The sequence below is a fragment of the Bradyrhizobium sp. AUGA SZCCT0105 genome (genome assembly GCF_018129565.1).
Taxonomy (GTDB): domain Bacteria; phylum Pseudomonadota; class Alphaproteobacteria; order Rhizobiales; family Xanthobacteraceae; genus Bradyrhizobium.
This window is the reverse complement of sequence record NZ_JAFCMK010000010.1, coordinates 19,682-45,578: the sequence shown is the minus strand read 5'-3', so window position 1 is coordinate 45,578 and position 25,897 is coordinate 19,682. Positions and strand designations below refer to the sequence as shown.

Below are 25,897 nucleotides of genomic sequence, written 5' to 3'. Positions count from 1 at the left end.
CCAGCACTTTCACTGCGGTCGGAGGTGAGGGGGAGCCGACCGTAAACCGATCAAATCACCATAGATAGGGCGAGGTTAAGACGCGATTAACCATCGGCGGCGCGGCACGTTTGGCCGGCGCGTGATATCAGCACCCCCCTCAGAAAACGCATTGAAAAGCCGCATCAAAATTGCACCGAGACATGATCCATCGCCGCGCCGTCAGGGCGCTCATCATCGCAGGCGAGCGCGAAGTCCTGCTGATGCGGATTCGCCCGCCGCACGGTGGCAACTGTTTCTGGATCGCGCCCGGCGGCGGCGTCGAGGACCACGAGACGCCGGAAGCGGCGTTGCAGCGGGAATTGGCCGAGGAATTGGGGCTGGTCGGTTTCGAGCCTGGTCCCGCCGTCTGGCGGCGTCATCACACCTTCAACTGGGGCGGCCGGCGGATCTCCCAGAAGGAAGAGTACCGGATCGTTCACACGGATCGATTCGACCCTGTGATGGCCGACAAGATCGAGGCGACGGTGCTCGATTGCTTTCGCTGGTGGCCGATCGCCGATCTATCCCGCGCGGAGGAGCGCCTCACGCCGCTGTCGCTGGCCGGCATCCTCGAAAGCTATTTGCGCGACGGCGCGCCAGGCGAGCTGCCGGACGAGGAAGTCCTGATCGACTGACAGCATTGCCGTGCATTCGAGTGATCCGCTTTACCCGCTATTAAGGCCAGCGCGCACGTCACGAGTTCCTTCAGCAATTCGCAACACAGCACGACCGAATGAACCCGCGTATTGCGAGGACGTGCAGACGGACATGGCCATCAGGATCGAGACACACGGCGATGTTCTGCGCCGCACCGGCAAGGTGATGGTGATTGCTGCCGGCATGACCGCGGTGATGTCCTTCACCATCGGCATGCTGGTGTTCGGCCGCGATCTGGCCGCGCCGATCACGGTCGGCCAGATGCAGCTGTTCGGGCTCACCGCCGGCGTCTTTATCTCAATCGCGCTCAGCGGCGCGATGTCCTATCGCGCCGGCATGTTGATGCTGGAGCTCGCGTGTACCCGCCGCGAGCTGGCCCAGATCTCGCAGACCGACCAGCTGACCGGCCTGTTGAACCGGCGCGGCTTCGACGCTGATGCCGCCGCGGCGCTTGAACGCGCGCAGGCCGATGGCGCGTCGGTTGCAGTGCTGATGTGCGACATCGATCATTTCAAGTCGATCAACGACCGCTACGGACATGAGATCGGCGACAAGGTGCTGGTCGAGATCGCCGACGTGCTGCGCCAGTTCGCGATCCGGCACGGTGCGCTGGTCGCCCGTTACGGCGGCGAGGAATTCGCAGCCGTGGTGACCGGCCTGAGCCACGAGCAGACGGCGCACGGCGCCGAGGAAATCCGCCGCGATTGCGCGGCGCGAACGATCCTCGACGGCGTGACCCTTCTGCCGGTGACGATCAGTATCGGCTTCACCTTGAAGGAAAGCGGCTTCGACCTCAGCGGCCTGATGCGAACCGCCGACCAGGCGCTCTACGCCGCCAAGCGCCACGGCCGCGACCGCGTCGAGCACGCGCGCGACGCGGCGTGAGCTGCGTAGCCCGGATGAAGCGAAGCGAAATCCGGGGGCAGTCTCGCCGCGTAGACGCTGTTCCCGGATTGCGCTGCGCTCCATCCGGGCTACGTACTCGATGTGACGACTACCGCGCCGGCAGCTTCTCGAACGACGGCTTGCCGTCGGGGACATGGTGGAAGGTCTGCTTGTCGCAGGTGTAGATCGTCATCTGCGGGGTGAACACGCTGGGATCGTCGAACGTGCCGACCTTCAGGATGGTGGCGGGCAGGCCGGGCACCTTGGTCACCAGATGGGTGCCGCATTCCGGGCAGAATTCGCGCGTCACGGCGCGCTCGAGGTCCTTCCGGGTGAACTGCTTGGGTTGGCTGGCGGTGTATTTGAAGCCGGTGGTCGGCATCGCCATGAACATGTTCGGTCCGCCGCCTGTGATGTATTGGCATTCGCGGCACAGGCATTGCGCCGCCATCATCGGTTCGCCTTCGGCCTCATAGCGCACGTTGCCGCAATAGCACCTGCCTTGCACCTTCATGACGTCCTCCCGTTTTCTTGTATGTAGCCTGTTATTCCACAATAGCAGGCAATTCCGACAATATTTTCTCAAGCCGGAGAAAAAAGAAAGGGGCTCCAACTTGCGCTGGAGCCCCTCAACGGTCCGGACATTGCCGGGTATGTGCCCGGACCGTAGTTCTGGGAACGACCGCTTGGGGAGGTCGCGCCCCGGGAGAACTCACATGTTGTAGGCGCGCTCCGTGTGCTCGGTGATGTCGAGGCCTTCACGCTCGGTCTCGACGTTGGCACGCAGGCCGACGATCACGTCCACGATCTTGTAGAGGATCGCAGAGCCGACGCCCGACCACACCAGCGTGGTGCAGACGCCCCAGACCTGCGAGGTCATCTGCGCCACGAAGTCGTAATCGGCAACCTTGGGCGGGATCGCGGTGTAGTCGATAATGCCGGCACCGCCGAGCGCCGGGTTGACCAGGATGCCGGTGCCGAGCGCGCCGATGATGCCGCCGACGCAGTGGACGCCGAACACATCGAGCGAGTCGTCATAGCCGAGCGCGTTCTTCACGACCGTGCAGAAGAACAGGCAGACCACGCCAACCACGAGGCCGAGCACGATGGCACCCATCGGACCGGCATAACCGGCCGCAGGCGTCACCGCGACGAGACCCGCGACCGCGCCCGAGAGCGCGCCGAGCAGCGAGGGATGGCCCTTGATGATCCATTCCGCGAACATCCAGGCCAACGCCGCCGCGGCCGTGGCCACGAAGGAGTTGGTCATGGCGAGCGCAGCGCCGCCATTGGCTTCGAGGTTCGAACCAGCGTTGAAGCCGAACCAGCCGACCCAGAGCAGCGAGGCGCCGATCATGGTCATGGTCAGCGAGTGCGGAGCCATCAGCTCCTTGCCGTAGCCGGTGCGCTTGCCGATCAGGAGCGCGCCGACCAGGCCGGCGATGCCCGCGTTGATGTGCACGACGGTACCGCCGGCGAAGTCGATCGCACCCTTCTTGAAGATCCAGCCGGCATCGGCGTTGATCGCGTCGAGGGCGGCCTGCGCCTTCGTCTTGGCATCGCCGTCAGCCGCGGCGGCAAGCGCCTTGGCGGCATCCTGGATCGCGTCCGGGCCCGGCCAGTACCAGACCATGTGCGCGATCGGGAAGTAGATCACGGTGACCCAGATCGGGATGAACAGCGCGATCGCCGCGAACTTCATCCGCTCGGCAAAGGCGCCGACGATGAGGGCCGGCGTGATCGCCGCGAAGGTCATCTGGAAGCACATATAGACGAGTTCCGAGATGTTGGCGTCGACCGAGAAGGTCGCAGCCTTGGAGTCCGGCGTGACGCCCATCAGGAAGGCCTTGGAGAAGCCGCCGATGAAGTCGGAGCCGCCGGTGAAGGCGAGGCTGTAGCCGTAGAGGGCCCAGAGCACGGTGACGATGCAGACGGTGTAGAACACCTGAGCCAGCACCGAGAGCATGTTCTTGGAGCGGACGAGACCGCCATAGAACAGCGCGAGGCCCGGGATGGTCATCAACAGCACCAGCACCGTCGATGTCAGCATCCAGGCGTTGTCGCCCTTGTTGACGGTTGGCTCGGCGTAGGCGGCGGTTGCGGCAAAGAGGCCGACTGCGAGGGCCGCCAGTCCCGCGCCATAGGGACGCTTGAACGTCATGTTATTTCACTCCTGAGGTCTTAAAGGTTGAGCGCGAAATCAGAGGGCCGCGGCATCGGCCTCGCCGGTGCGGATGCGCACGGCGTGCTCGAGGCTGATGACGAAGATCTTGCCGTCGCCGATCTGTCCGGTCTTGGCGGCGGCGGTGATGGCGTCGATGGTCTTGTCGACCTGATCGGAGGCGACTGCGACCTCGATCTTGATCTTGGGCAGGAAGCTCACCGCATATTCGGCGCCGCGATAGATTTCCGTATGGCCCTTCTGGCGGCCGTACCCCTTGACTTCCGTCACCGTGAGACCGTGAACGCCAATGGCGGTCAGGGCGTCACGGACCTCTTCCAGCTTGAATGGCTTAATGATCGCCATAACAATTTTCATGAGTCCTATCCCCGCTTGGGCCCGGTGCGAACGAACACCGGGAGTTTCGACTGAGGTTCACCACGCGGAAGACATCCACTACGCGGGCACAGCCGGGACCCTTAGAATCAAATGCCGTGCCAAACGGCTCGGGTTCGCTAATGGATTATGAATCCGGACCTTTTCCCGCATTGCGGGAGCAAGCTGCTGCTGCGCTATTCCGTCGCGCCTAAAATATAATCAGATTGGCCTAATTCGTGAGCAAGCCAGGGTCTGGACACAATTCTGCTCAGCTGCGGTGCAGGCATCGGTATTTAGATAGAGCAATGCCAGACCATTAGGCGGCGTCGCGCGCTGCAAAAACCCTGTCGATCAATCCCCATTCGAGCGCCTGCTCCGCCGACATGAAGTGATCGCGGTCCAGGGTCCGTTCCACGTCCGCCTCGGTGCGCCGGCAGTGCTGCGCATAAAGCCGGATGATGCGCCGCTTGGTCGCCTGCATCTCGGCGGCATGGATCTGGATGTCGGAGGCCTGGCCCTGGAAGCCGCCGAGCGGCTGGTGCACGTGCAGGCTGGCATTCGGGAGCGCGGCGCGGTGACCGGGCTCGCCGGCCATCAGCAGGAACGACCCCATGGACCGCGCGGTGCCCATGCACAGCGTGTGCACCGGCGCCTTGATGAACTGCATGGTGTCGTACATCGCAAGCCCGCTGGTGACCACGCCGCCATAGGAGTTGATGTAGAGGTTGATCGGCTTGTTCGGGTTGTCAGCCTCGAGGAACAGAAGCTGCGCGCAGACCAGTCCGGACATCGCATCATTGACCTCGCCGTTGAGGAAGATGATGCGTTCGCGCAGCAGCCTGGAATAGATGTCGAAGGAGCGCTCGCCGCGGGACGACTGCTCGACGACCATCGGGACGAGTTGCATCATGTCGCGCATCGGCGACCTCCCATTTCAGCAGGTGATGAAGTTTCAGCGGATGATGAAGTCTGCGATCAGGCCGCGCGCATCAGCACGCGGCTGTTGCTGTTGGCCGCTTGCGGCCGGTTTGCGCGCTGGTCGCAGGCTTCCTGGATGATGCGAAACCGGGTGCCGCCGGCCTCGTTCGGCTCGATCCGGAAGGTGACATGACTCTCGCGAAACGGCGGCTCGGAATCGCGGAGCCGGTAACGCACCTCTTCGCCCGTGATCGATGATAGGGGTTCAGCGCCCGCGAGATCACAATCCGGAAGCCAGCGTTCACGCAGGGCTGGAATGGTGACGGCGCGCCATACTTTGTCAGGCGGTGCGTCGAGCTCGTATTCGATCACCAAGGCTGCGTCGGCGTCAGGCTCAACCGTGTCGCTCATTGATCCATGTCCTTCAGGAGGTCGGTGAGCGCCTCGATGCGCTTCGGCCAATAGGCGCGGTAGCGGGCGAGCCAGGTCCCGATGCTGGCGATCCCGTCCGGGTCGACTTCATAGTTGACGAAGCGGCCCTGCCGCTGCTCGCGCACCAATCCGGCCGCGCGCAGCACCGCCAGATGCTGCGACATCGCCGGCTGGCTGATCTCAAGTCCGTCGCGCAAGGCGCTGGCGTTCAGGCTGCCGCCGGCCAGCTTCTCAAACACCCTGCGGCGGGTCGGATCAGCCAGTGCCTTGAAGATATCGGTGTCGACCATGCCAACACATAAGCATATACTTATGTGTCGTGCAAGCCTGAACTGTCCCGTGCAGCGTGACGTCGCGGCGCTCGGGTACCTTGCATGGGGTTGTTTTACGAATTCGCCCTCTCAGGGCCCATCTCGTCTTGGCGATACGAGCTCGGCTGTTACTGCAGCGCTTCGCCGTGCTGCGAGATGTCGAGACCCTCCAGCTCCTGCTGCATCGAGACGCGCAACGGGACGAAGGCGCTGACCAGCTTGAGCAGCACGAAGGTGACGCCGCCGCACCAGACCAGCGTGATCACGACGCCGTAGAGCTGGATCAGGAGCTGCCCCGGATTGCCCTCAAGCAGGCCGGAGGTGCCGCCGATCGCCGCGGTGGCGAAAACGCCTGCGAGCAGCGTGCCGGTCAGGCCGCCGATGCCGTGCACGCCGAACACGTCGAGCGAGTCGTCGTACTGGAAGCGGTGCTTCAGCCAGGTACAGGCCCAGAAGCAGACCAGGCCGGCAATGATGCCGATGACGATGCCGTGCCACGGCGCGACGAAACCGGATGCCGGGGTGATGGTGCCGAGCCCTGCGACCGCGCCCGAGATCATGCCGAGCACCGACGGCTTGCGGCGCGTTGCCCATTCGATCGCGCCCCAGGTCAGCGCGCCGGCGCAGGCCGCAAGATGGGTGGCGGTGATCGCCATCACCGCGCGCGAATTGGCCGCCAGCGCCGAGCCGCCGTTGAAGCCGAACCAGCCGACCCAGAGCAGGCCGGTGCCGACCACGGCGAGCGACAGGTCGAACGGCGACAAATTCTCGCTACCATAGCCGTGCCGGTTGCCCATCACCTTGGCCGCGACCAGGCCGCTGATGCCGGCGGACAGATGCACGACGAGGCCGCCGGCGAAGTCCATCACGCCCATCGAGGCGAGGAAGCCGCCGCCCCACACCCAATGCGCCAGCGGCACATAGGCGAAGATGAACCAGCCGATCGAGAACAGCACATAGGCGGAGAACCGCATGCGGTCGGCGACCGAGCCGGCAACCAGCGCCACCGTGATGATCGCAAACGTCATCTGGTACAGCATGAACAGCGCTTCCGGGATGGTCTTTGCCGCCGGATTGACGCTGTCCATCGTGATGCCGGCCAGGAACCAGCTGTCGAGCGAGCCAAGCCATGGACCGTTGCCGACGAAGGTCAGCGAATAACCGAAGATGACCCACAGGATCGAAATGATCGCAACGGCCGTGAGGCTCTGCGCCATCGTCGCCAGCACGTTCTTCTTGCGCACCATGCCGGAGTAGAACAGCGCGAGCCCCGGGATCGTCATCATCAGCACCAGCGCGGTGGCCACCATCATCCAGGCGGTGTCGGCGGCGTTGATGCCGGAGGCGCTGGAATCTTGCGCTGACGCCGGCGTACCCCACGAGAGCAGGATTGCAGCAGTGATCGGCGCAGCTGATATCGCTGCACGAAGAGCTCGTGCCCCCATCATCATTCCCCGGCGTGTCGTCGTTTCTTGGTGTGGATTTCGGCGTGCACCGGCGTCGTTGCCGGCGGTGATCTCGAATTTAGAGCGCGTCGTTGTCGGTCTCGCCGGTGCGGATGCGCAGGGCGTGGTCGATCGGCGTCACGAAGATCTTGCCGTCGCCGATCTGGCCGGTGCGGGCGTGCTCGGTGATGACGCTGACCGCCTTGTCGGCGAGAGCCGTGTCGACGGCGATTTCGATCCTGAGCTTGGGCAGGAAATTCACGACATATTCGGCGCCGCGATAGATCTCGGTGTGGCCCTTCTGGCGGCCATAGCCCTTCACCTCGGTCACCGTCATGCCGTGAACGCCGATCGCGGTCAGGGCCTGGCGTACCTCATCGAGCTTGAACGGTTTGATGATCGCGACGACGAGTTTCATGGTTCAGGCCTTCATTTCCTTGAGGTTTTCCGTGTGCGCCCATCCCCGGAGCGGCACTTGCCAACTCCGAACCTGCACGTCCCGCCACCGGAGCGGCAATTTGCCGTCCGCCAAATCTGGCAGCTTTCTGGGCAAATGGCATAAAAAAGTTGCAGGTTGAAGGGGAAAACGTGCGCAGCGCGTGAACTCCGTCACTGTACGGGACGACAACCGTCGGCCAGAATATGGCTTTCCCGCCCCGGCCAGCGCTCCCGCTGGCTCATTCTCGCCACAGCGCGTGCGCCCGCGCCCCGAGGAACAATAAAATGTCGAATCGAAACTGGTTTTATGCATCTGAAGGCCAGCAAAAGGGCCCCCTGCCTGAAGCTCAGCTCCGCGACCTGATCACCCGTGGCATGGTGGGCGCCGATACCCTGGTGTGGACCGAGGGTATGACCGGCTGGCAGAAGGCCGGGGAGATTCCTGGCCTTGTTCCGAGCGCCGGTGCGCCGCCGGCGTTTCCGCAGGCCGGCGGACCGCCGCCGGTGGCCGCATCGGCAAGCTATAGTGGCGGCGCGCTGTCGGCCGACTTCCCGATCTGGGGCCTGTTCGGGCGCAGCTTGCTGATGTTCATCGGCCAGATTTTCGTCATCCCCGCGCCGTGGACCGCGACCGGCCTGTATCGCTTCGCGATTCCCTATATCCGCGTGCCGGGCCGGCCGCATCTCGGCTTCACCGGGCAGCCGCTCGACATCTGGTACGTCTTCATCGTGCTCGGTCTTCTGACCTATGCCGGAGCGGCCAACAGCAACATCGTCACGCTGCTCTCGTTGCTGTTGCAGGCTTTCCTGAGCTGGATGATCGTGCGCTGGATCTTCGGCCGCCTCAGCTCGAGCGGCCAGGATCTGCCGATCTCGTTCACGGGCAGCCCGCTCGTCTATATCGGCTGGTATTTGCTGATGGTGATCTCGGCCATCACCATCGTCGGCTGGGCCTGGGTGCTGACCGCATGGCTGCGCTGGATCTGCCGTAACGTCGAGGGCACACGCCGCGAGGTCACCTTCAACGCATCCGGGCTCGAGGTGCTGTGGCGAACCATCGTGTTCTCGATCGGCTGCGCCTTCCTGATCCCGATTCCGTGGGTGCTGCGCTGGTACGCCAACTGGATCGTCTCGCAATTCGCGCTGACCGAGCGCGGCGCTTACGCCAACGGCTAAAGCGATTACGCCTTGCGTTCGCGCACCGAACCTTCTTGCGCGACGGATGCCACCAGCGTGCCGTCGGGCTTGAAGATCTGGCCGCGGGTCAGACCGCGGCCAGACTGCGCGCTCGGCGAATCCTGCGCGTAGAGCAGCCATTCGTCGGCGCGGAACGGGCGGTGAAACCACATCGCGTGATCGAGGCTCGCCGGCATCATGCGCCGGTCGAACAGCGTGCGGCCGTAGCGCGCCATGACCGCGTCGAGCAGCGAGAAATCCGACGCATAGGCGAGTGCGCACAGATGCAGCGCCGGATCGTCGGGCAATTTCGCCGCGGTGCGGATCCAGACATGGATGCGGCCGTCCTCGATCTGCTGGCCGAAATAGCGGCCGAGCTCGACCGGGCGCAGCTCGATCGGCCGGTCGCTCTCATAGTAGCGGCGGATGAACTCCGGCATTTCCTTGAACATCGGCTGCTTCGACACTTCCTCCGCGGTGAGCTTCTCCGGCGGCGGCACGTCGGGCATCTTCTCCTGATGATTGAAGTTGCTCTCTTCCTCGGCGTGGAACGAGACCATGATGGAGAAGATCGCGTTGCCGTGCTGGATCGCAGTGACGCGGCGGGTGGTGTAGCTCTTGCCGTCGCGCAGCCGCTCGACCTGGTAGATGATCGGGATCTGCGGATCGCCCGGCAGGATGAAATAGCAATGGATCGAGTGCGGCAGCCGGCCCTCGACGGTGCGGCAGGCCGCGACCATGGCCTGGCCGATCACCTGGCCGCCGAACACGCGCTGCCAGCTCGTCTTCGGGCTGTTGCCGCGGAACAAATTCACCTCGAGCTGCTCGAGATCGAGGATGGACAACAGGTCGATCAGGCTCTTGGACATGAGGGGTGCGTCCTGGAAGGGTTGGATGCCGTCATTCCGGGGCTCGCCAACGGGTCGCGCGGATGCGCGCCCGATGACAGGCTCCGCGAGAGCCCGGAATCCATTCGTCCACGGAAGATGCGGCCTGATGGATTCCGGGTTCGCGCGTTGCGCGCCCCGGAATGACGGGTGGGGCTGAATAGCCGCTCTTGTTTCTGTCCCCTGTTTCGCCCAGCTATTATCAGGTAGCAAGCACAGTCTGAGAGCGCAGGGCGCGTAAAGGAACGGCATGCCGGCACAGCGAAGTATTGTCATCTGCGGGGGCGCTTTTGCGGGTCTGGCGCTGGCCGTGGCGTTGCGCCAGGGGCTGGGGCCGGACATTCCGGTCATCGTGGCCGATCCGGCGCTGAGCCAGCGCCCTAGCCGCGATCCCCGCGCGACCGCGATCGTGGCGGCCTGCCGACGGCTGTTCGAGACCCTCGGCGTCTGGGGGCAGGTGGCGCCGACGGCGCAGCCGATCACGGACATGGTCGTGACCGATTCCAAGCTGGAGGACGCGACGCGTCCAGTGTTCCTGACCTTCGCCGGCAATGTCGAGCCCGGCGAGCCGTTCGCCCATATGGTCGAGAACCGCTATTTGATCGATGCGCTGGCGACCCGCGCCGAGGCCGAGGGCGTCGAGCTGCGCGCCACCGCAGTGTCGAGCTTCGACTCGCGGCCCGACGGCATCAGCGTCCGGTTGGCCGACGGCACCGAGATCGATGCGAGCCTGCTGGTTGCCGCCGACGGCGCGCGATCCAAGCTGCGCGAGCGCGCCGGGATCGCGACCCACGGCTGGGATTATGACCAATCCGGCATCGTGGTCACCGTCGGGCATGAGCGCGAGCATCACGGCCGCGCCGAGGAGCATTTCCTGCCTGCCGGTCCGTTCGCGATCCTGCCGTTGACCGGCAATCGCTCGTCGCTGGTGTGGACCGAGACGCGCAAGGATGCTGCGCGGATCACGGCGTTGAGCGAGGAGGAATTCCACGCCGAGCTCGAGCAGCGTTTTGGTTTGCACCTCGGCGAGATCAAGGCGCTCGACAAGCCGCGCGCATTCCCGCTCGGCTATTTCGTCGCACGCTCGTTCATTGCCGAACGGCTGGCGCTGATCGGCGACGCCGCGCATGTGATCCATCCGATCGCAGGACAAGGGCTCAACATGGGCCTGAAGGATGTCGCCGCATTGGCCGAGGTGGTCGTCGATGCGGCGCGGCTCGGCATGGATCTCGGACAGGCCGACGTGCTCGAGCGCTATCAGCGCTGGCGGCGCTTCGACACGATGGCGATGGGGGTTGCGACCAACTCGCTGAACTTCCTGTTCTCCAACGAATCGACGCTGCTGCGCACGGTGCGCGACATCGGATTGGGCCTCGTCGATCGCGCGCCGCCGCTGAAGAGCATGTTCATCCGCCAGGCGGCGGGATTGTCGGGCGAAGTGCCGCGGCTGCTGAAGGGCGAGGCGCTGTAAGACTTGCGCCGTGCCGTAGCCCGGATGCAGCGAAGCAAAATCCGGGAGCAGTCCCTCCACGGATGGATCGGCCCCGGATTGCGCTGCGCTCCATCCGGGCTCCGGCCTTCGCATCCACTATTTCTGTGAAATGAAGCCAGCCACCGCATCGATCAGGTCGGGATCGAGTGGCCGCTCCGGCTCGTTGTAGCTTGCCATGTCGTCCGCCGCGTCGGTGACATCGACCAGCAGGTGATTCATGTCCGGCAGCCACAATGATTTGGCCGCGAAGTCGGCGGTGGTGAGTGCGAGGAAGTCGAGCCGCGCCAGCTGATGGTCGCGGCCGCCCGCGACGATCAGGACAGGCCCGGTGATCTTCTTCATCGGATCGATCGGATCCTCGGTGAAGGCGGATGCGATGGCGGGCTGCATCGCAGGTGCGATCGCCAGCCCCTCCGGCGGCGGGTTGACGATCTGCCCAGCCATGATGTCGTCGATGGCCTTTCCGATCGGCTCGAATTTGTCCGGCGGCAGCTGCTTTTCGAGCTGCGCTTTCAACAGGTTGCCCTGCTTGCGCGCCGCCGTTGCCAGCAGCACCAGCCGGTCGACCGGCACGCGCTGTGCGGCGAGGATCGCGACCAGGCCGCCCTCGCTGTGCCCGACCACCGCAACATGGGCGAACTTGCCGCTGCCGCGCAGATACTCGATCAGTGCCGCCGCATCGCCGACATAGTCCTTGAAGCGAAAGTCCTCCGGACGGCCGAACTCCTTCTTCCATTCGCCGGCGCCGCGCTTGTCGTAGCGTAGCGTCGCGATGCCGCGCGCGACCAGCTGCTCGGAGAGCTTCTTCAATGTCGCCGGCTTGAGCTGCGGCCCGTTGCCGTCATGATCGGTCGAGCCGGAGCCGGCGATCAGCAGCGCCACCGGCGGTTTTGCGATGTCGGGCGGCACGGTCAGCACCGCGTCAATGGCGCCGATGCGCAGCCTGCTCTCGTCGGCTGTCGCGCTCGCCAACGAGACGAGCAGCAGCAGCCATGTGACGAGGGCGCGCATCAATCGATCTTGCGCGCCTCTTCCGGCAACATGATCGGGATGCCGTCGCGGATCGGATAGGCGAGCTTTGCGGAGCGCGAGATCAGCTCCTGCCGCGCGGCGTCGAATTCCAGCGGTCCCTTGGTGATCGGGCATACCAGGATTTCGAGCAGTTTTGGGTCGGCGGTGCTATCGAGGTGGTCGGTCGTCGAATTCATTGATGTCTCCGACTGGAGCGTTCTCGAGCGAAGTGGGCAGCGGTTCGCGTGAAGAAAACGCGTCAGAACAAACTGGCCGTCGTGTAGCACATTCCCGTGTCAGCTGTCAGCGCTTGGTCATCCGTAACAGCTCGTCGATTGCGGCCTGCTGACGCGGCTTCGGCAGCGTCTGCTCGGACAGCGCGTAGCCGATGAACGCCCAATAGAAGATCTGCGCCCGGCCGCGCGCCACGCCGTCGAGGAATCCGGCATGCCGGAGCAGGGTCTCGATATAGCCGATGCGGCGCTGGTCGACCTCGAGCACGGCGGCGCGCGCCGCGGCATCGGCGGTGGCCCAGCTGCGCACCGCGCGTTCCAGTGCCAGCCGCGCCGAGAAGGCGCGGCGCAGCAACAGCGCGAGCGCGTCGCCGCCTTCCGGAATGGTCTCGAGCTCGGCGATCACCTGCTCGGCGGCAACCTCGCGCCAATGATTGAGGATCGCGGTGCGGTAGGCGCCGACGTCGGCGAAATGCCAGTAGAAGCTGCCGCGCGAGACCCCCATCGCCTTGGCTATCGGCTCGGCCTTGAGCGCCGTGAAGCCGTGCTTCGCCAGCGTCTTCAGGCCCTGATCGAGCCAGTCCTTGACCGAGAGCTGTTCCGTCATGGTTCCCCGTCCGCGCCCGACCATACACAAGTGTATTGACAGGCGCCAGCCGGCGGTGTCCTATCCATACATAACTGTATGGAGGCGTCATGATGCGTGATCTTCTGCTGCAAGGCGCCGGACTCATCGCCATCCTGGTCAGCCTGATCCATGGCGTTCTCGGCGAGACCAAAGTGTTCGCACGCGCCACCGTCGAACCCCCGCGGCTGCGTCTTTTGCTTCGTTTGGTCTATCAGGCCGGCACGGTCGCCTGGATCGGCGGCGGCGTGCTGCTGGTCGCCGCGCCGGCGATGGCCTCCGATGCCGCGCGGCACTGGATCGTGGCAACGCTCGCCATCGTGTTCGGCAGCGCCGCGCTCGCCAATGCAGTTGCGACTCGCGGCCGGCATTTCGGCTGGATGGCGATGAGCGCCGTCGTGGCGCTCGCCGCGGCCGGTTACTAGCGAGTGCGATCATGACGATGATCGCGCCAGCCGGAGCATCGTCTTCGCGCGCGGAATGACTGGCTGAGAACGAACAGCGCGAGGCGTCGCGGGGCGCAACCGGCGGAACTGTCCTTGTTCCGCTCGAGGGCTGAAGACGCGCGATCGCAGGACGTGTGCAATATTTATGGAGCCATCAATTTCCGTGCGGAATCGGCTTACGCGCGGATAACCATGCCACTGAAAGTTGTAGAAAATTATCGAGAAGCCAATTCAATCGGCCTAGCTTGTCCGCGCGGACAACCATGGACCGACGCATGTTTCGTGTTCTGACGTGCCTTACAGGTGAGCATGACTGGCGGCTCGTTCTGCTCGCCGGCCTGGTCTGCTTCGTTGCCAGCATTGTCGCCGTCAACATCTTCCATCGCGCGATCGCTTCACAGGCGAGGACGCGGCTGATCTGGATCGCGATCGCGGGAGCTGCGATCGGCTACGGCATCTGGGCAACACATTTCATTGCCATGCTCGCCTACGAGCCGGGCGTGCCGACCGGCTATGGCATCATCCTCACCGCCCTGTCGCTCGTCGCAGCGATGATGCTGACATCCGGCGGCCTCGGTCTTGCCGCCGGTGACTCCGGCTCCTGGCGTGCGCCGGTGGGCGGCGCGGTGATCGGAGCCGGCATTGCCAGCATGCATTATCTCGGAATGTGGGCGCTGGAGGTGCCGGGCCACGTGGTGTGGTCGATGGATCTCGTGGCGGCTTCCATCGTGCTCGGCATGCTGTTCGGTTACGCCGCGCTGTCGGTCGCGGTCCGCTACCAGGATCGCTGGATGTCGCTCGTCGCGGCGTTGTTGCTGACGCTTGCGATCGTGTCGCATCATTTCACCGCGATGGGCGCGGTCGCGATCATTCCGGACCCGTTGCTGGCTCCGGAGGCCCTGTCGCTCTCCCCCGCCTTCCTCGCCATCGTGATCGCGGGCGTGGCGCTCTCGGTGCTCGGGATGAGCCTGGTCGGCGTGCTCGCCGACCGGCGCCTCGCGCTTCGCACGCGCCGCTTCGAGGAGATCATCAGCCAGCTTTCGCTGGCGCGGCAGCAGGTCGAGGCGTCGCAGAAGGAGCTGGAAGAACAGAGGCTCCGGCTGGATACGGCGATCAACCACATGGGCGAGGGCCTCTGCATGTTCGATGCGGAGAAGCGCCTCGTGGTGTGCAACGATCGCTACGCCAAGATGTACCGGCTGCCGCCCGAATTGTTGCTGCCCGGCACCGCCCATCGCGAGATCATCACGCATCGGATCGCCAACGGCATTCTCAAGGGCGAGACCAGCGACAGCGCCGCGACCCAGGTGCTCGCGACACTGAACGCGCTGCCGGCCGGCGAGATCAGCAGCCGGGTCGACGAGCTTGCCGACGGCCGCCTGATCTGCGTGACGCGACAGCCGATGCCCGGCGGCGGCTGGGTGGCGACGCATCGCGACGTTACCGAGCAGCGGCGCTCCGAGGCCAAGATCACCCATATGGCGCAGCACGACGCACTGACCGACTTGCCGAACCGCGTGCTGCTCAAGGAGTGGATGGAGCAGGCGCTCTCCGGCGCGCGATGTGGTGGACCGAGCCTCGCGGTGCTGATGCTCGATCTCGATCGCTTCAAGGACGTCAACGACACGCTCGGACATCCGGCGGGCGATGCGCTGCTGAAGTCCGTGGCCTCGCGGCTGCGCCGGTGCGTCAGCGATACCACGCTGGTGGCGCGGCTCGGCGGCGACGAGTTCGCGGTGATCGACTACGTCACCGATCCGGTCGCGGAAGCCGGTGTGCTCGCTGAGAAGATCAGAAAGGCGCTCAGCGAGCCGATCGATCTCGGCGATCATCGGGTCACCACGACGACCAGCATCGGGATTGCGATCGCACCGCGCGACGGCACCGATTCCGACGAGGTCCTGCGCAGCGCCGATCTTGCGCTCTACTCGGCCAAGAGCGGCGGGCGCGGCTCGTTCCGTTTCTTCGAGCCGGAGCTCGATCGACAGCTGCAGACCCGGCGCAGCCTCGAGCGCGACATGCGCAGCGCGCTCGCCAACGGCGAGTTCGAGCTGCACTATCAGCCGTTCATCCACGTCGCGAGCGGGGAGACCTGTGGTTTCGAGGCGCTGCTGCGATGGCATCATCCGCAACGCGGCATGGTGTCTCCGGCGCAGTTCATTCCGCTGGCGGAAGAGACCGGTCTGATCGTGCCGCTCGGCGAATGGGTGCTGCGCACGGCGTGTGCGGAAGCCGCCAAATGGCCCGATGATCTCAAGATCGCGATCAATCTGTCGCCGGTGCAGTTCAGGAGCCCGGAACTGGTGCCGGTGATCGTGCACGCGCTGGCGAGCTCGGGCGTTTCGCCTGACAGGCTCGAGCTCGAAGTCACCGAGACGGCGATCATTCAGGACAGCGAGGCGGTGTTCGCGGCGCTCGGCCAGCTGCATGATCTCGGGGTGCGGATCGCGCTCGACGATTTCGGCACCGGTTATTCGTCGCTGAGCTTTCTGCAGAAGTTTCCGTTCGACAAGGTCAAGATCGACCGCAGCTTCGTGTCCGAACTTTCGGGCGCAACGGACGAGTCGCGCCGGATCGCGCGCGCGATCGTTCGCTTCGCCGTCAGCCTCGGCAAGACGACGACGGCCGAAGGAGTTGAAACGAGGGAGCAGCTCGACATCCTGCGCGCCGATGCCTGCGTCGAAGTGCAGGGCTTCCACTTCAGCCCCGCAGTCCAGAGCGAGAAGGTCGCGCAGATGATCGGTGGGCGGACCTCGGCGGCGACCGAACGCCCAGCGGTTCGCCTGGCAATGGCCGGCGCCGCGTCCTGACCGAGGGGCCGCGCCAGCAGATTCGGATGTCCATGAGGCGTAAGGCCGCGGCAAGCGGTGAAAACCAAATTGCGCGTGGAGCGCAAAGCGGTTTTCGCGACCGTTAGAATTTCTCTAAAGCGTGCCGTGTCCGTGCTTCCTTGACTTGGCAATCACCTCCGCATTCTTCACGCATGTGCTCTACGCGATGGCGTTGTGGGCATGATCGTCAACGGAGGGGAGATGCGCGTGAGATTGATGATGAGCGCTGCGCTTGCAGCGTGCGTTCTTGGGTCCGCTCTTGGGCTGACCGGATCGGCGGCCTTCGCCGACGGCTACAAGAATTGCACCAAGCTCGACAAGGCGTCGTGGAAGCCGGCAAGCGATGCCGAAGCCAAGGCCAAGGCGGCGGGCTACGAGGTGCGCCGCTCGAAGGTCGAGGGCTCCTGCTACGAAGTTTACGGCGTCAAGGAAGGCAAGCTCTACGAGCTGTTCTACAGCCCGGAGGATCTCAGCCTGAAGCACACGATCGCGAAGTGAAGCAGGCGCGATGACGAAGGCGGCGCCCGGCGCCCGCGGCGGCACCACCGTGCAGGTCTGGGACCTGCCGCTGCGGCTCTGGCACTGGGCGCTCGCCATCCTCGTCTTGGTCGCTTGGGTGACGCCCAACGTCTATGACCGGCTGCACCGGCTGGCGGGCTATTCCGTGATCGGGCTCCTGGCATTCCGGCTGATCTGGGGCTTTGCCGGCACCCGCTATGCGCGCTTCGGCAAGCTCGGTATCCGCCTGCGCGCCGCGCCGCGCTATATCTGGAATCTCCGCCGCGGCATCACCGGCCGCTATATCGGGCTCAACCCCGCGGGCACCGTGATGCTGGTGGCACTGCTGCTCACGCTCGCGGTCTCCGCGATCACGGGTGCAATGGAGGTCACGGTGACCTTCTTCGGGGTCTGGTGGGTCGAGGACACCCACGCCTATGCCTCGGATGCGGTCATCATCCTGGCCGGGTTGCACGTGCTCGGCGTCATCGTGGTGGGATTGCTGCAGCGTCAGAACCTGGTGCGCGCGATGTTCACCGGGCGGAAGCTTTTCCGCAGTCCTCGGTAAGCAGCTTCGAGCCGTCAGGCCGGGGCGCGTCTTTGGTTCGGAAGCCCATGCGCAAATCCGCCTCCGGCGACGGATGATCCCAACCAACAATTGAAGCTTATTCTTATTCTAATTCCAAACTTGAGCGATTCTAATCGCCGAGCTGCCACTCGGATGACGGAAACTCTCCGAAATAATTCTCAGTGGTGTTAGGTGCGCCCTTATGTCGCGGGCTTTTCGTTTCCGCAGAGCAGGGGGGCACATGTCGTCGCATCGTCGCGTGGGGTTGGGTGCATCGAAATTCGAACTTGGCTTTAATTCCAGGCGTGCGGCGCTGCTCGCGGCGACCGCGCTGTCGATCATCAGCAGCGGCAGCGCATTCGGGGCTGAAGATACTGCGAACGAGGCGTTGCTGAAAAAGCTCGACAAGATGGAGCGGCGAATCCAGGCGCTCGAGGCCGAGTTGAAGCAGAAGGACAGCCGCACACCGGCGCCGCAGGCGGCCTCGATCCGGAGCGCCAACGCCGCGGCTTCGTCGGTCGAGCCGAAAGAGGCGGCAGACACCAAGGACCCGAAGGACGCCAAGGGCAAGCCCGCGGCTCAATCAGCGCAGACGCCGGCCAAGCCGATGTTGCAGTTGCCCCCGCTTCCGGCGGTCGGTGACAAGCCTATTCTCGGGCTGGCGGACTCGCCCGTGGCCGGTCTCAGCATCGGCGCCTATGGCGAGATCAAGTTCGGTAGCATGCAAAACCCCGCCGCCAACGGCCAATGGCAGAAGGGCTTCGATGCCGCACGATTCGTCTTGTTGCCGACCTATGCGATCACGCCGAACATCATCTTCAACGCCGAGATCGAGTTCGAGCACGCAGGGTCCGGTTTTGACAACGACGACAAGCTGCACGGCACCGCCGAGATCGAGCAGCTCTGGATCGATTTCAAGATCCTCGATCAGTTCAACTGGCGCGCGCCCGGCATCGATCTCGTGCCGATCGGCTACATCAACCAGCATCACGAGCCGACGCAGTTCTACAGTGTGAACCGGCCCGAATTGTACAACGGCCTCATTCCATCGACCTGGAAGGTGCCGTCGAGCAGCGTCTACGGCACCATCAGCGAAGATCTGAAGTATCAGGTGATGGTCAGCACCAGTAATGAGGACTTCGGCGATACCTTCGACAATCGCACCGCGGCCAAGACCGTGCCGCTTCCCGGAACGCCCTACGCCGCGGGCATCGATGGCCTGAATGGGCTCGGGTTCTCCAGGCCCCCGCTCGGTGACTTCCAGCAGCTCAACAATGCCGTCGCCGTCTCCGGACGGCTCGACGTCACGCCGACATTCCTGCCCGGCTTCGCGGGAAGTGTAAGCGCCTACTTCTCGCCGAACACGACGCCACGGGGGGCGCACGATGATCTCGGCAATTTCCTGGGCCACTCCAGTCTGGCGATGTTCGACGCCGAGTTCCGCTACCGCGTCCCTGAAACGGGCCTCGAGCTTCGCGGCGAGTATGTCCACGCCGAATTCAGCCATCCGGAGAACCTGCGCGCGAACAACGATTCAGATCCCACCAACAATGTCGGCAAGGCGATGAACGGCTATTCCGGCGAGATCGCCTATCACGTGCCGCTCGGCACCATCCTGAACAGCGAGTGGGAGGCGGTGCCCTTCTATCGCTACACCTACCAGAATTTGCAGAGCGGCGGCTTTGCCGGCACGGATGCCAACCTGCCGACCGGCGCCGGCCAACGCCAGTTCCATACCGCCGGCTTCGCGCTCTTCCCGTCACCGAAGATCGCGCTGAAGGCGACCTATCAGCACGTCATCGACAAGAGCATCACCGGCGCGATGTCGGATTCGTTCCTCGGCGGCGTCGGATTCTTCTTCTGAGATCAACACGGCCGCGGCGGAGCAAACGCTCCGCGCGCATGATGAAAACGATTGGAGCCAGGTGAGAGATGACGTGGGTTCGATATACACTGCCTGCAGCGGCGATCGTGTCGGCGGCTTCGCCGGCCTATGCCGTTCAGTATCTGTCGATCGAGGAGGCGCAGAAGCAGGCGTTTCCGTCGGCGACGAATTTCACCGAAGTCCAGGCAGGCCGGGTCTGGAAGGCCGAAGCCGGAGGCAAGGTCGCGGGCTTCTTCGTCTTCGACCGGGTGATCGGCAAGCACCTGTTTATCGACTATGCAGTGGCGCTGACGCCGGGCGGCGCAGTGCATAAGGTCGAGATCCTGCAATATCGGGAGTCCTATGGCGGCGAGATCCGGAGTCCGAGCTGGCTGGCGCAATTCGTCGGTAAGACCGGCGGCAGCGCGTTGAAGATCAACGGCGACATCCGGAATATCTCCGGCGCGACGCTGTCGTCGACGCATGTCACGGAGGGCGTGAAGAGGATTTTGGCCGCCTATGCCAATCGCCTCCGATAGTATTCGCCGCGCCCGGCCGCTGCTCGGCACCTTCGTCGAGATCGAGGTCGCGGCTGCCGCCGGACCCGAAACGGATGCCGCCATTGACGCCGCATTCGATGCCGTCGCGCGGGTTCATCGGCTGATGAGCTTTCACGAACACGACAGCGACGTCAGCCGCGTCAACCGGGAGGCCGGCGTCCGGCCGACGCGCGTTCATGCCTGGACGTTCGAGGTCCTGGAGGCGGCGCTCCAGATGCATCGCCGCTCCAAGGGTGCCTTCGATGTCACCGTTGCGCCGGTGTTGCAAGCCATGGGCCTGCTGCCCGGATCGGGCGGCGATCGCATCATCGGGCCGGAACAGAGCCTCGACAATGCGATCGAGCTGCTGCCCAAACAAGCAGTGCGCCTTCGATCGCCGGGCATCGCGATCGATCTCGGAGGGATCGCCAAGGGCTTTGCCGTCGACCGCGCAGTCGAGGTGTTGCGCAGCTTCGATATTCCGGGCGGGGTGGTGAATGCCGGCGGCGATCTTCGGGTGTTCGGACAGGGACAGCACACGATCCATCTGCGCGACCCCCGCGACCCGCTCCGCTTGCTCGCTCGTATCGAGCTGACGGATCAGGCGCTGGCATCGACCGCGCTCCGGGTTGATTTGGTCGACGGAGCGCCTCCGGGCACTTCCGCAATCATCGATCCCGCCACGGGCAATCCGACAAACGTCGCTATCGGCGCCACGGTCTGCGCGCCCTCATGCATGATCGCCGATGCGCTGACGAAGGCTGTCATGATCTCGGGGACCGATGCCGGCGACCTGCTTGAGCATTACAGGGCAAGTGCCTTGCTGATCTCGACCGACGGCGACGTTCAGATCACTTCCGACTGGCCTCAGGCGGTGCATCTTGCGGCTTAAACGTTCATTTCGCTATTCGATGTACGCGACGTTCGGCGCGCTGTTGCTGACCGGCGCCGGCTGGCTGGTGGCGGATTGGCAAAAGAACGTTGCCGGCGACGAGATATGGCAGCAGGCCGCGGCCAACTTATTGATGGTTCATGGCGGCGTCGCCATGCTGGCGCTGTTGACGCTGGGCGCCCTCATCCCCGTGCATCTGCTGCGCGCGTGGCGGAGCCGGAAGAATCGCATTTCGGGATCGATCATGGCGGCGTTCAATGCGGTCCTGATCGTGACCGCATTCGGACTCTACTATCTTGGGTCCGAGGAGGTGCGGCCCTGGATGAGTTGGATCCACCTCACAGCGGGATTTGCCCTCTCCCTGATGTTTCCGCTTCACATCTGGCTGGGCCGACGAGGGCTGCGGTGAAGCGCCTTATTGCACCGGCGGGTCGCCCGAGGTGCGTTTCTTGGCGAGGTCCATTTCGGTAACCGCGATCAGGATCTCGGCGCGGGTCTTCAGGTCGGGCGCCTCGAGCATCGCCTGCTTCTCGGCCGGACCATAGGGCGACATCATCGCCAGCGCATTGACCAGCGCCTCGTTCGGCGCGGATTCGATGCCCTCCCAGTCGACCTTCAGATTGTTGGCTTCCAGGAAATCGGCGAGCACCTCGAGCAGCGCCTTGCGGTCGACCGCGTCCTCGCCCTTGCGCGCGGTGAAGTCGCCGGTGAAGGAGAAGAAATCGACCTTGCACTGCCGGTACGGCGTCTGCACGGTCAACTCCTCGACCACCTTGAAGCGCGCGACGCCGGTCAGTTCGAGGATGTAGCGGCCGTCGCCGGATTCAGCGAGCTGGGTGATGCGGCCGACGCAGCCGATGCGGAACAGCGCCGGCCTCGCCTCGTTCTGCGAATGCGCCACGTCGGGCTGGATCATGCCGATCAGGCGGTGCCCGTCGCGCAGCGCGTCATCGATCATCGCGAGATAACGCGGCTCGAAGATGTTGAGCGGCATCTGGCCGCGCGGCAGCAGCAGCGCGCCAGGCAGCGGGAACACCGGGATCACCTCGGGGAGCTCGCCGGGCCCGCGATATTCGGCATTGATCGGCATCTGCGGTCCCGGTGCTGTGACGGGCGTGCGTTACGAGAACAGAATCGTCGACAACCGCCTGCGCCCCTCGACGGTTGCCTCATCGGTGCCGCCCCACGCCTCGAAGAACTGCACCAGCTGCTTGCGCGCGCCGTCGTCGTTCCATTTGCGGTCACGCTTGACGATGGCGAGCAGCTGCTCGGTCGCTTCCGTGCGCTTGTTCATGGCATTGAGCGCGGTCGCGAGATCGAAGCGGGCCTGATGATCGAGCGGGTTTGCGGCGACTTTCTGTTCCAGCTCGGCGATCGGGCCAACCGACTGCGCCTGTTCGGCAAGATCGATCGCCGCCTGCACCGCCTTCACCGCGGCATCATTGCGCTTGGATTCCGGCACCATCGCAAGCGTCTGCTTGGCCTGCTCGACCGCACCCGACGTCACGTAGCACTTGGCGAGGCCGGCCAGCGCCGCGATGTTGGTGGCGTCGTGCGCCAGTACCTCGGCATAGATCTGCGCCGCACCCTCGACATCGCCCTCGGCCAGCACGGCGTCGGCCTCGGCCAGGATCTCCGCAAGATTGGGCTCGCCGGCGGCGGGCACGCCCTTGGTGATCTTCTCGATGAAGGCGTTGATCTGGCTCTCCGGCACCGCGCCCATGAAGCCATCGGCGGGCTGGCCGTTGACGAAGGCGATCACGGCCGGGATCGACTGGATGCCCATCTGGCCGGGAATCTGCGGATGCTCGTCGATGTTCATCTTGACCAGCTTGACCCGGCCCTTGGCGTTGCGAACCGCCTTTTCCAGCATCGGGGTGAGCTGGCGGCACGGACCGCACCACGGCGCCCAGAAGTCGATCATGACCGGCTGGCGGCGCGATTCCTCGATGACGTCCTTGACGAAGGTCTGGGTCGTCGTCTCCTTGATCAGATCGGGCGCTGCCTCGGGCGTGGGGCCGCCCTGCTCCATTATCGTCACGTTGTCCTCGCCTTGGTCTTCTGAGGTCGGAAAAATACGGGGGCGTTCTAGCACGCTCCGGACGGCGTGTTCAGCCGTTCTGTCAGCCTAGAGCATGATCCCGGAACATGCTCCGTAGATGGCGGTCGGCCGGCAAAATTCAATCGCTCGCCGCCCGGCCTGTTCCATCGGAGATCGGGTGGGTTTGAGGTCCGGAACGGCTGACGATGGCGCTCCTTCATGGCAACAGGGGATCGCCCATGGCAAAGGCCTATTACAGCACCGTGTTCGAGCAGCCGGCCGGCGAGGTCTGGAAAATCATCCGCGATTTCAACAATTACCCGGTCTGGGTCCACGGCGCGGGCACCAGCGAGATCGAGGACGGCAAGTCCGGCGACACCGTCGGCGCCGTGCGCAACGTCCTGTACCGGGAGCGGCGGATCCGGCAGCGGCTGCTCGCACAGTCCGACGTCGAGCGCTTCCAGACCTACGAATTTGCCGGTCCGCCGACCCTGCCGATGACGGATTTCAGCGCGACCCTGCGGGTGACCCCGGTGGTCGACGGCGACCGGGCCTTTATCGAATGGTGGGCGGTGTTCGATTGCGACGCGGACCGCCGCGTCGAACTGGCGCAGACGCTGACCGGCTGGTTCGAGACCTGGCTCGAATCGCTCCGGGATGAGATGGCCCTGAGGCTGGTTCCGGCCAAAACATAAAAAGAAATCGTCGCGATGACCGGTTTCGGCCGATTCGGGGTCAATTTTTAAGGAAACCGTGCGATTTCGTGAGGTTCGGACCGCGCTCTTGTGTTGCATTCACAGACAGCATTTGGCATAGGTCTGCCGTTGCCGGCGAGCGATCGCCGCCATTTCGGATGCGGGTGTAGCTCAGTGGTAGAGCACGACCTTGCCAAGGTCGGGGTCGAGGGTTCGAGCCCCTTCGCCCGCTCCAAAATATCTCGCTGACCGAGCTGACAGTCTGATGAAGGCCCGCCCGTTGGTGCGGGCTTTTTTGCTTTTGGGCAGTGCCGTGATTTCGCGGTCAAGATGCCGCGGCCCGCGATGGCCGCTTCTTCCCGCTGCCGCGCGCGAGTGCGGCGGCGGATGTCAGGACCTGCGAGGCGGTCTGTCCCGCCGCCGCGGTGAAGCTGTATTCCGGCTCGGACATCGACAGCGCCACAACCGAAGCGGGCGAGAGCTACAAGGCGCTCGCAGATGCATTCCGATTCCAGCGCGAGATCGTGCCGCACTGCGCGTGCAGCACCCGCGCGTCCACCGGACTGTCGCCGATTGCGATCGAGGACGACATGACGCTTCGGGACCGGCGACATCATCGCCATGACGGCTTCAGGATCGCGGCGATCTTCGGCGGGCAGAAACGCAGCGTGTTGTTCAGGCCGCTGTCGAAAGCCAAGGCGCAGGCGCTCGGCCTTTCGCGCCTCTCGTCGCGATAGACGCGATCGCGAGCGTTAGCTTCGTTCGAATATCACGCTGCGGTGCAGAATGCCTTGTTATCAGGCAGTCAGCGCAGGAAAATTTCGTCTCAAATTTCGTCTCAACTTGTTTTGACGCAGCGCACACCCGAGCATGCGCTTTTCAGCGTCGATGGATGTGCTACCATTTTGCCGTCTGACCTACCTCACAGACCGCCACCATCATCTCTCAGGGCGTTCAAAATCAATAACAGGCAAGCTGCAACGGCTTGCGTAGGGGAGTGACGCGATGAAATCGGCTTTCAATCGATCCATACTTGCGTTCGCGGCGATTGCGCTGCTGGCGGGGACAACCTTCGCCAATGCGCAGCAACAAACCGACAAGAACCGGGCGCTGAAGAAGTACGAATCCGGCACCAAGGAATTCTGGACCCATCCGCCGGATGACTGGTTCCTCGGCGACGAGACCGAAGCGCAGAAGGGCCTTGCCCCGCCGTCCGGTCCGCCGACCGGCGCATCCGACGCCGAACTCGCCGCGATGATGAAGAAGATCAAGCTGCCGCCGGGCTTCAAGATCGAGGTCTATGCCTCGAACGTGCTCGCGGCGCGGCAGATGGCCTGGGGCGACAAGGGCACGCTGTTCGTCGGCTCGTTCGGCCTCGGCAACGTCTATGCGATCAAGGACAACAACGGCAAGAAAGAGGTCAAGACCATCCTGAAGGGCCTCAACATGCCGACCGGCCTCACGTTCCGCGACGGCGCGCTCTATGTCATCGCGGTCGACAAGCTGATCAAGTACGACAATGCCGAAGCCAATCTCGACAATCTCGGCAGCGGCAAGGTGGTGTATGACGACATGCCGTCGTATGCGGCGCATGGCTGGAAATACATCGCCGTCGACAAGGATGGCTGGTTCTACATTCCGTTCGGACCTCCCTTCAACATCGGCATCCCGCCGACCTCGGTGTCGCAGATCCGCCGCGTCGATCCCAAGACCGGCAACGCGGAGGTCTGGGCGCTCGGCGTGCGCAACTCGGTCGGCGGCGACGTCGACCCGCGCACCGGCAAGTACTGGTTCACCGAAAACGCCCGCGACTGGATCAGCGACGATCTGCCGAGCGACAAGCTCAACATGATCTCGAAGATCGGCGAGCACTTCGGCTATCCGTATTGCCACCAGGGCAATTTGCCGGACACCAAGTTCGCGATGGGTCACAAGTGCTCGGAGTTCACCCCGCCGGTGTACAATCTCGGCGCCCACGTCGCTCCGCTCGGTATGAAGTTCTATACCGGCAGCCAATTCCCGGCCGAGTACAAGAACAGCATCCTGATTGCCGAGCACGGCTCCTGGAACCGGCACAAGTACCAGGGCGGCCGCATCGTGAAGATCACCGCGAGCCCCGATGGCAAGAACGCCAAGCAGGAGATCTTCGCCGACGGCTGGATCCAGGGTGACCAGGGCTATCTCGGCCGTCCCGCCGACATCCTGCTCGACAAGGATGGCTCCATCCTCGTCGCCGACGACTGGGCCGGTGCGATCTATCGCATCAGCTACAGCAAGAAGTAACGGTTGAACCCATGCGGGGCTGCGGTGGCCGATGAGGCGGCCGCAGCCCCGTTCGCTTGGTGCCAAGCTGCGGAACAGACTCGTCATGCCCGGACTTGATCCGGGCACCCATCCCAGCAAAAACCCTTCAGCAAGCGCGATGGATTGCCGGGTCGAGCCCGGCAATGACA

General features: G+C 64.2%; 28 protein-coding genes, 1 tRNA gene and 1 pseudogene. 16 read left to right on the top strand and 14 right to left on the bottom strand.

Annotated elements, in window-relative coordinates; translation table 11 throughout:
- The first annotated feature begins 182 nt into the window (after positions 1–182).
- Together JQ573_RS33735 and JQ573_RS33730 are read left to right on the top strand one after the other, a co-directional pair.
- Complete coding sequence (locus JQ573_RS33735) at positions 183–656, top strand: NUDIX domain-containing protein (protein WP_212312801.1); 474 nt, start codon at positions 183–185, stop codon at positions 654–656.
- Positions 657–789: 133 nt separating this feature from the next.
- Positions 790–1,563: a GGDEF domain-containing protein gene (locus JQ573_RS33730; RefSeq protein ID WP_212312803.1), complete on the top strand. Its 774-nt coding sequence runs from the start codon at positions 790–792 to the stop codon at positions 1,561–1,563.
- A 109-nt stretch (positions 1,564–1,672) separates the two neighbouring features.
- Here JQ573_RS33730 and JQ573_RS33725 read toward each other — a convergent pair whose 3' ends face one another.
- The 8 genes from JQ573_RS33725 to JQ573_RS33690 all read right to left on the bottom strand — a co-directional run bounded on the left by JQ573_RS33725 (position 1,673) and on the right by JQ573_RS33690 (position 7,626).
- Positions 1,673–2,077 (bottom strand): GFA family protein, encoded by a 405-nt coding sequence (locus tag JQ573_RS33725; RefSeq protein ID WP_207834147.1) that lies wholly within the window; start codon positions 2,075–2,077, stop codon positions 1,673–1,675.
- Positions 2,078–2,275: 198 nt separating this feature from the next.
- Complete coding sequence (locus JQ573_RS33720; RefSeq protein WP_176534502.1) at positions 2,276–3,724, bottom strand: ammonium transporter; 1,449 nt, start codon at positions 3,722–3,724, stop codon at positions 2,276–2,278.
- 39 nt (positions 3,725–3,763) lie between these two features.
- Positions 3,764–4,102, bottom strand: coding sequence for a P-II family nitrogen regulator (locus tag JQ573_RS33715; protein ID WP_044539269.1), 339 nt, complete (start codon positions 4,100–4,102; stop codon positions 3,764–3,766).
- A gap of 316 nt (positions 4,103–4,418) precedes the next feature.
- Positions 4,419–5,021: an ATP-dependent Clp protease proteolytic subunit gene (locus tag JQ573_RS33710; RefSeq protein WP_092121107.1), complete on the bottom strand. Its 603-nt coding sequence runs from the start codon at positions 5,019–5,021 to the stop codon at positions 4,419–4,421.
- 56 nt (positions 5,022–5,077) lie between these two features.
- Entirely contained in the window at positions 5,078–5,431 is a 354-nt protein-coding gene (locus JQ573_RS33705; protein ID WP_212312805.1) for an SRPBCC domain-containing protein, read from the bottom strand.
- Complete coding sequence (locus JQ573_RS33700) at positions 5,428–5,742, bottom strand: helix-turn-helix transcriptional regulator (RefSeq protein WP_212312807.1); 315 nt, start codon at positions 5,740–5,742, stop codon at positions 5,428–5,430. Before JQ573_RS33700 ends, JQ573_RS33705 begins: the two co-directional genes overlap by 4 nt.
- Positions 5,743–5,891: 149 nt before the next feature.
- The gene (locus JQ573_RS33695; RefSeq protein ID WP_212312809.1) at positions 5,892–7,208 is read right to left on the bottom strand and encodes an ammonium transporter; all 1,317 of its coding nucleotides are present in this window, start codon (positions 7,206–7,208) and stop codon (positions 5,892–5,894) included.
- A 79-nt stretch (positions 7,209–7,287) separates the two neighbouring features.
- Complete coding sequence (locus tag JQ573_RS33690) at positions 7,288–7,626, bottom strand: P-II family nitrogen regulator (RefSeq protein WP_092121117.1); 339 nt, start codon at positions 7,624–7,626, stop codon at positions 7,288–7,290.
- 305 nt (positions 7,627–7,931) lie between these two features.
- Here JQ573_RS33690 and JQ573_RS33685 point away from each other — a divergent pair, with 305 nt between their 5' ends.
- Positions 7,932–8,822 (top strand): DUF4339 domain-containing protein, encoded by an 891-nt coding sequence (locus JQ573_RS33685; RefSeq protein ID WP_212312811.1) that lies wholly within the window; start codon positions 7,932–7,934, stop codon positions 8,820–8,822.
- A 5-nt stretch (positions 8,823–8,827) separates the two neighbouring features.
- Here JQ573_RS33685 and tesB read toward each other — a convergent pair whose 3' ends face one another.
- Positions 8,828–9,691, bottom strand: a complete 864-nt coding sequence (gene tesB / locus JQ573_RS33680; RefSeq protein WP_212312813.1) for an acyl-CoA thioesterase II — start codon at positions 9,689–9,691, stop codon at positions 8,828–8,830.
- A gap of 268 nt (positions 9,692–9,959) precedes the next feature.
- Between tesB and JQ573_RS33675 the strand changes: the two genes are divergently transcribed.
- Complete coding sequence (locus JQ573_RS33675; protein WP_212312815.1) at positions 9,960–11,180, top strand: ubiquinone biosynthesis hydroxylase; 1,221 nt, start codon at positions 9,960–9,962, stop codon at positions 11,178–11,180.
- A 117-nt stretch (positions 11,181–11,297) separates the two neighbouring features.
- Here the strand turns inward: JQ573_RS33675 and JQ573_RS33670 are convergent, their stop codons facing one another.
- The 3 genes from JQ573_RS33670 to JQ573_RS33660 all read right to left on the bottom strand — a co-directional run bounded on the left by JQ573_RS33670 (position 11,298) and on the right by JQ573_RS33660 (position 13,052).
- Positions 11,298–12,212: an alpha/beta hydrolase gene (locus tag JQ573_RS33670; protein WP_212312823.1), complete on the bottom strand. Its 915-nt coding sequence runs from the start codon at positions 12,210–12,212 to the stop codon at positions 11,298–11,300.
- Positions 12,212–12,409, bottom strand: coding sequence for a Trm112 family protein (locus tag JQ573_RS33665; protein WP_029080935.1), 198 nt, complete (start codon positions 12,407–12,409; stop codon positions 12,212–12,214). The genes JQ573_RS33670 and JQ573_RS33665 overlap by 1 nt, the downstream gene beginning before the upstream one ends.
- A gap of 106 nt (positions 12,410–12,515) precedes the next feature.
- Positions 12,516–13,052: a TetR/AcrR family transcriptional regulator gene (locus JQ573_RS33660; protein WP_212312825.1), complete on the bottom strand. Its 537-nt coding sequence runs from the start codon at positions 13,050–13,052 to the stop codon at positions 12,516–12,518.
- 92 nt (positions 13,053–13,144) lie between these two features.
- Here JQ573_RS33660 and JQ573_RS33655 point away from each other — a divergent pair, with 92 nt between their 5' ends.
- The 8 genes from JQ573_RS33655 (at position 13,145) to JQ573_RS33620 (ending at position 21,117) form a co-directional block, all read left to right on the top strand.
- The gene (locus JQ573_RS33655; RefSeq protein ID WP_092126409.1) at positions 13,145–13,495 is read left to right on the top strand and encodes a hypothetical protein; all 351 of its coding nucleotides are present in this window, start codon (positions 13,145–13,147) and stop codon (positions 13,493–13,495) included.
- Between the two features lie 296 nt (positions 13,496–13,791).
- Complete coding sequence (locus JQ573_RS33650; RefSeq protein ID WP_249132624.1) at positions 13,792–16,326, top strand: EAL domain-containing protein; 2,535 nt, start codon at positions 13,792–13,794, stop codon at positions 16,324–16,326.
- A gap of 240 nt (positions 16,327–16,566) precedes the next feature.
- Positions 16,567–16,845: a PepSY domain-containing protein gene (locus JQ573_RS33645; RefSeq protein WP_409334683.1), complete on the top strand. Its 279-nt coding sequence runs from the start codon at positions 16,567–16,569 to the stop codon at positions 16,843–16,845.
- A 10-nt stretch (positions 16,846–16,855) separates the two neighbouring features.
- On the top strand, positions 16,856–17,413 hold the full coding sequence (locus JQ573_RS33640; protein ID WP_212312829.1) for a cytochrome b/b6 domain-containing protein: 558 nt from the start codon (positions 16,856–16,858) through the stop codon (positions 17,411–17,413).
- Between the two features lie 241 nt (positions 17,414–17,654).
- On the top strand, positions 17,655–19,277 hold the full coding sequence (locus JQ573_RS33635) for a hypothetical protein (protein ID WP_249132623.1): 1,623 nt from the start codon (positions 17,655–17,657) through the stop codon (positions 19,275–19,277).
- A gap of 68 nt (positions 19,278–19,345) precedes the next feature.
- Positions 19,346–19,816, top strand: coding sequence for an FMN-binding protein (locus tag JQ573_RS33630; RefSeq protein ID WP_212312831.1), 471 nt, complete (start codon positions 19,346–19,348; stop codon positions 19,814–19,816).
- The gene (locus JQ573_RS33625; protein ID WP_212312833.1) at positions 19,797–20,708 is read left to right on the top strand and encodes an FAD:protein FMN transferase; all 912 of its coding nucleotides are present in this window, start codon (positions 19,797–19,799) and stop codon (positions 20,706–20,708) included. Before JQ573_RS33630 ends, JQ573_RS33625 begins: the two co-directional genes overlap by 20 nt.
- Positions 20,698–21,117, top strand: a complete 420-nt coding sequence (locus JQ573_RS33620; RefSeq protein WP_212312835.1) for a hypothetical protein — start codon at positions 20,698–20,700, stop codon at positions 21,115–21,117. Before JQ573_RS33625 ends, JQ573_RS33620 begins: the two co-directional genes overlap by 11 nt.
- A 6-nt stretch (positions 21,118–21,123) precedes the next feature.
- Here the strand turns inward: JQ573_RS33620 and JQ573_RS33615 are convergent, their stop codons facing one another.
- Together JQ573_RS33615 and trxA are read right to left on the bottom strand one after the other, a co-directional pair.
- Entirely contained in the window at positions 21,124–21,798 is a 675-nt protein-coding gene (locus JQ573_RS33615) for an LON peptidase substrate-binding domain-containing protein (RefSeq protein ID WP_212312837.1), read from the bottom strand.
- A 30-nt stretch (positions 21,799–21,828) separates the two neighbouring features.
- Positions 21,829–22,749, bottom strand: a complete 921-nt coding sequence (gene trxA / locus JQ573_RS33610) for a thioredoxin (RefSeq protein ID WP_171947937.1) — start codon at positions 22,747–22,749, stop codon at positions 21,829–21,831.
- 239 nt (positions 22,750–22,988) lie between these two features.
- Between trxA and JQ573_RS33605 the strand changes: the two genes are divergently transcribed.
- The 4 genes and pseudogenes from JQ573_RS33605 to JQ573_RS33590 all read left to right on the top strand — a co-directional run bounded on the left by JQ573_RS33605 (position 22,989) and on the right by JQ573_RS33590 (position 25,727).
- Positions 22,989–23,444: an SRPBCC family protein gene (locus JQ573_RS33605; RefSeq protein ID WP_212312839.1), complete on the top strand. Its 456-nt coding sequence runs from the start codon at positions 22,989–22,991 to the stop codon at positions 23,442–23,444.
- A gap of 160 nt (positions 23,445–23,604) precedes the next feature.
- A tRNA-Gly gene (locus JQ573_RS33600) sits at positions 23,605–23,679 on the top strand.
- Positions 23,680–23,800: 121 nt separating this feature from the next.
- Positions 23,801–24,181: pseudogene (locus JQ573_RS33595) on the top strand (DUF2865 domain-containing protein); the annotation flags it as partial.
- Positions 24,182–24,449: 268 nt separating this feature from the next.
- Entirely contained in the window at positions 24,450–25,727 is a 1,278-nt protein-coding gene (locus JQ573_RS33590) for a sorbosone dehydrogenase family protein (protein ID WP_212312841.1), read from the top strand.
- Positions 25,728–25,897 lie beyond the last annotated feature (170 nt).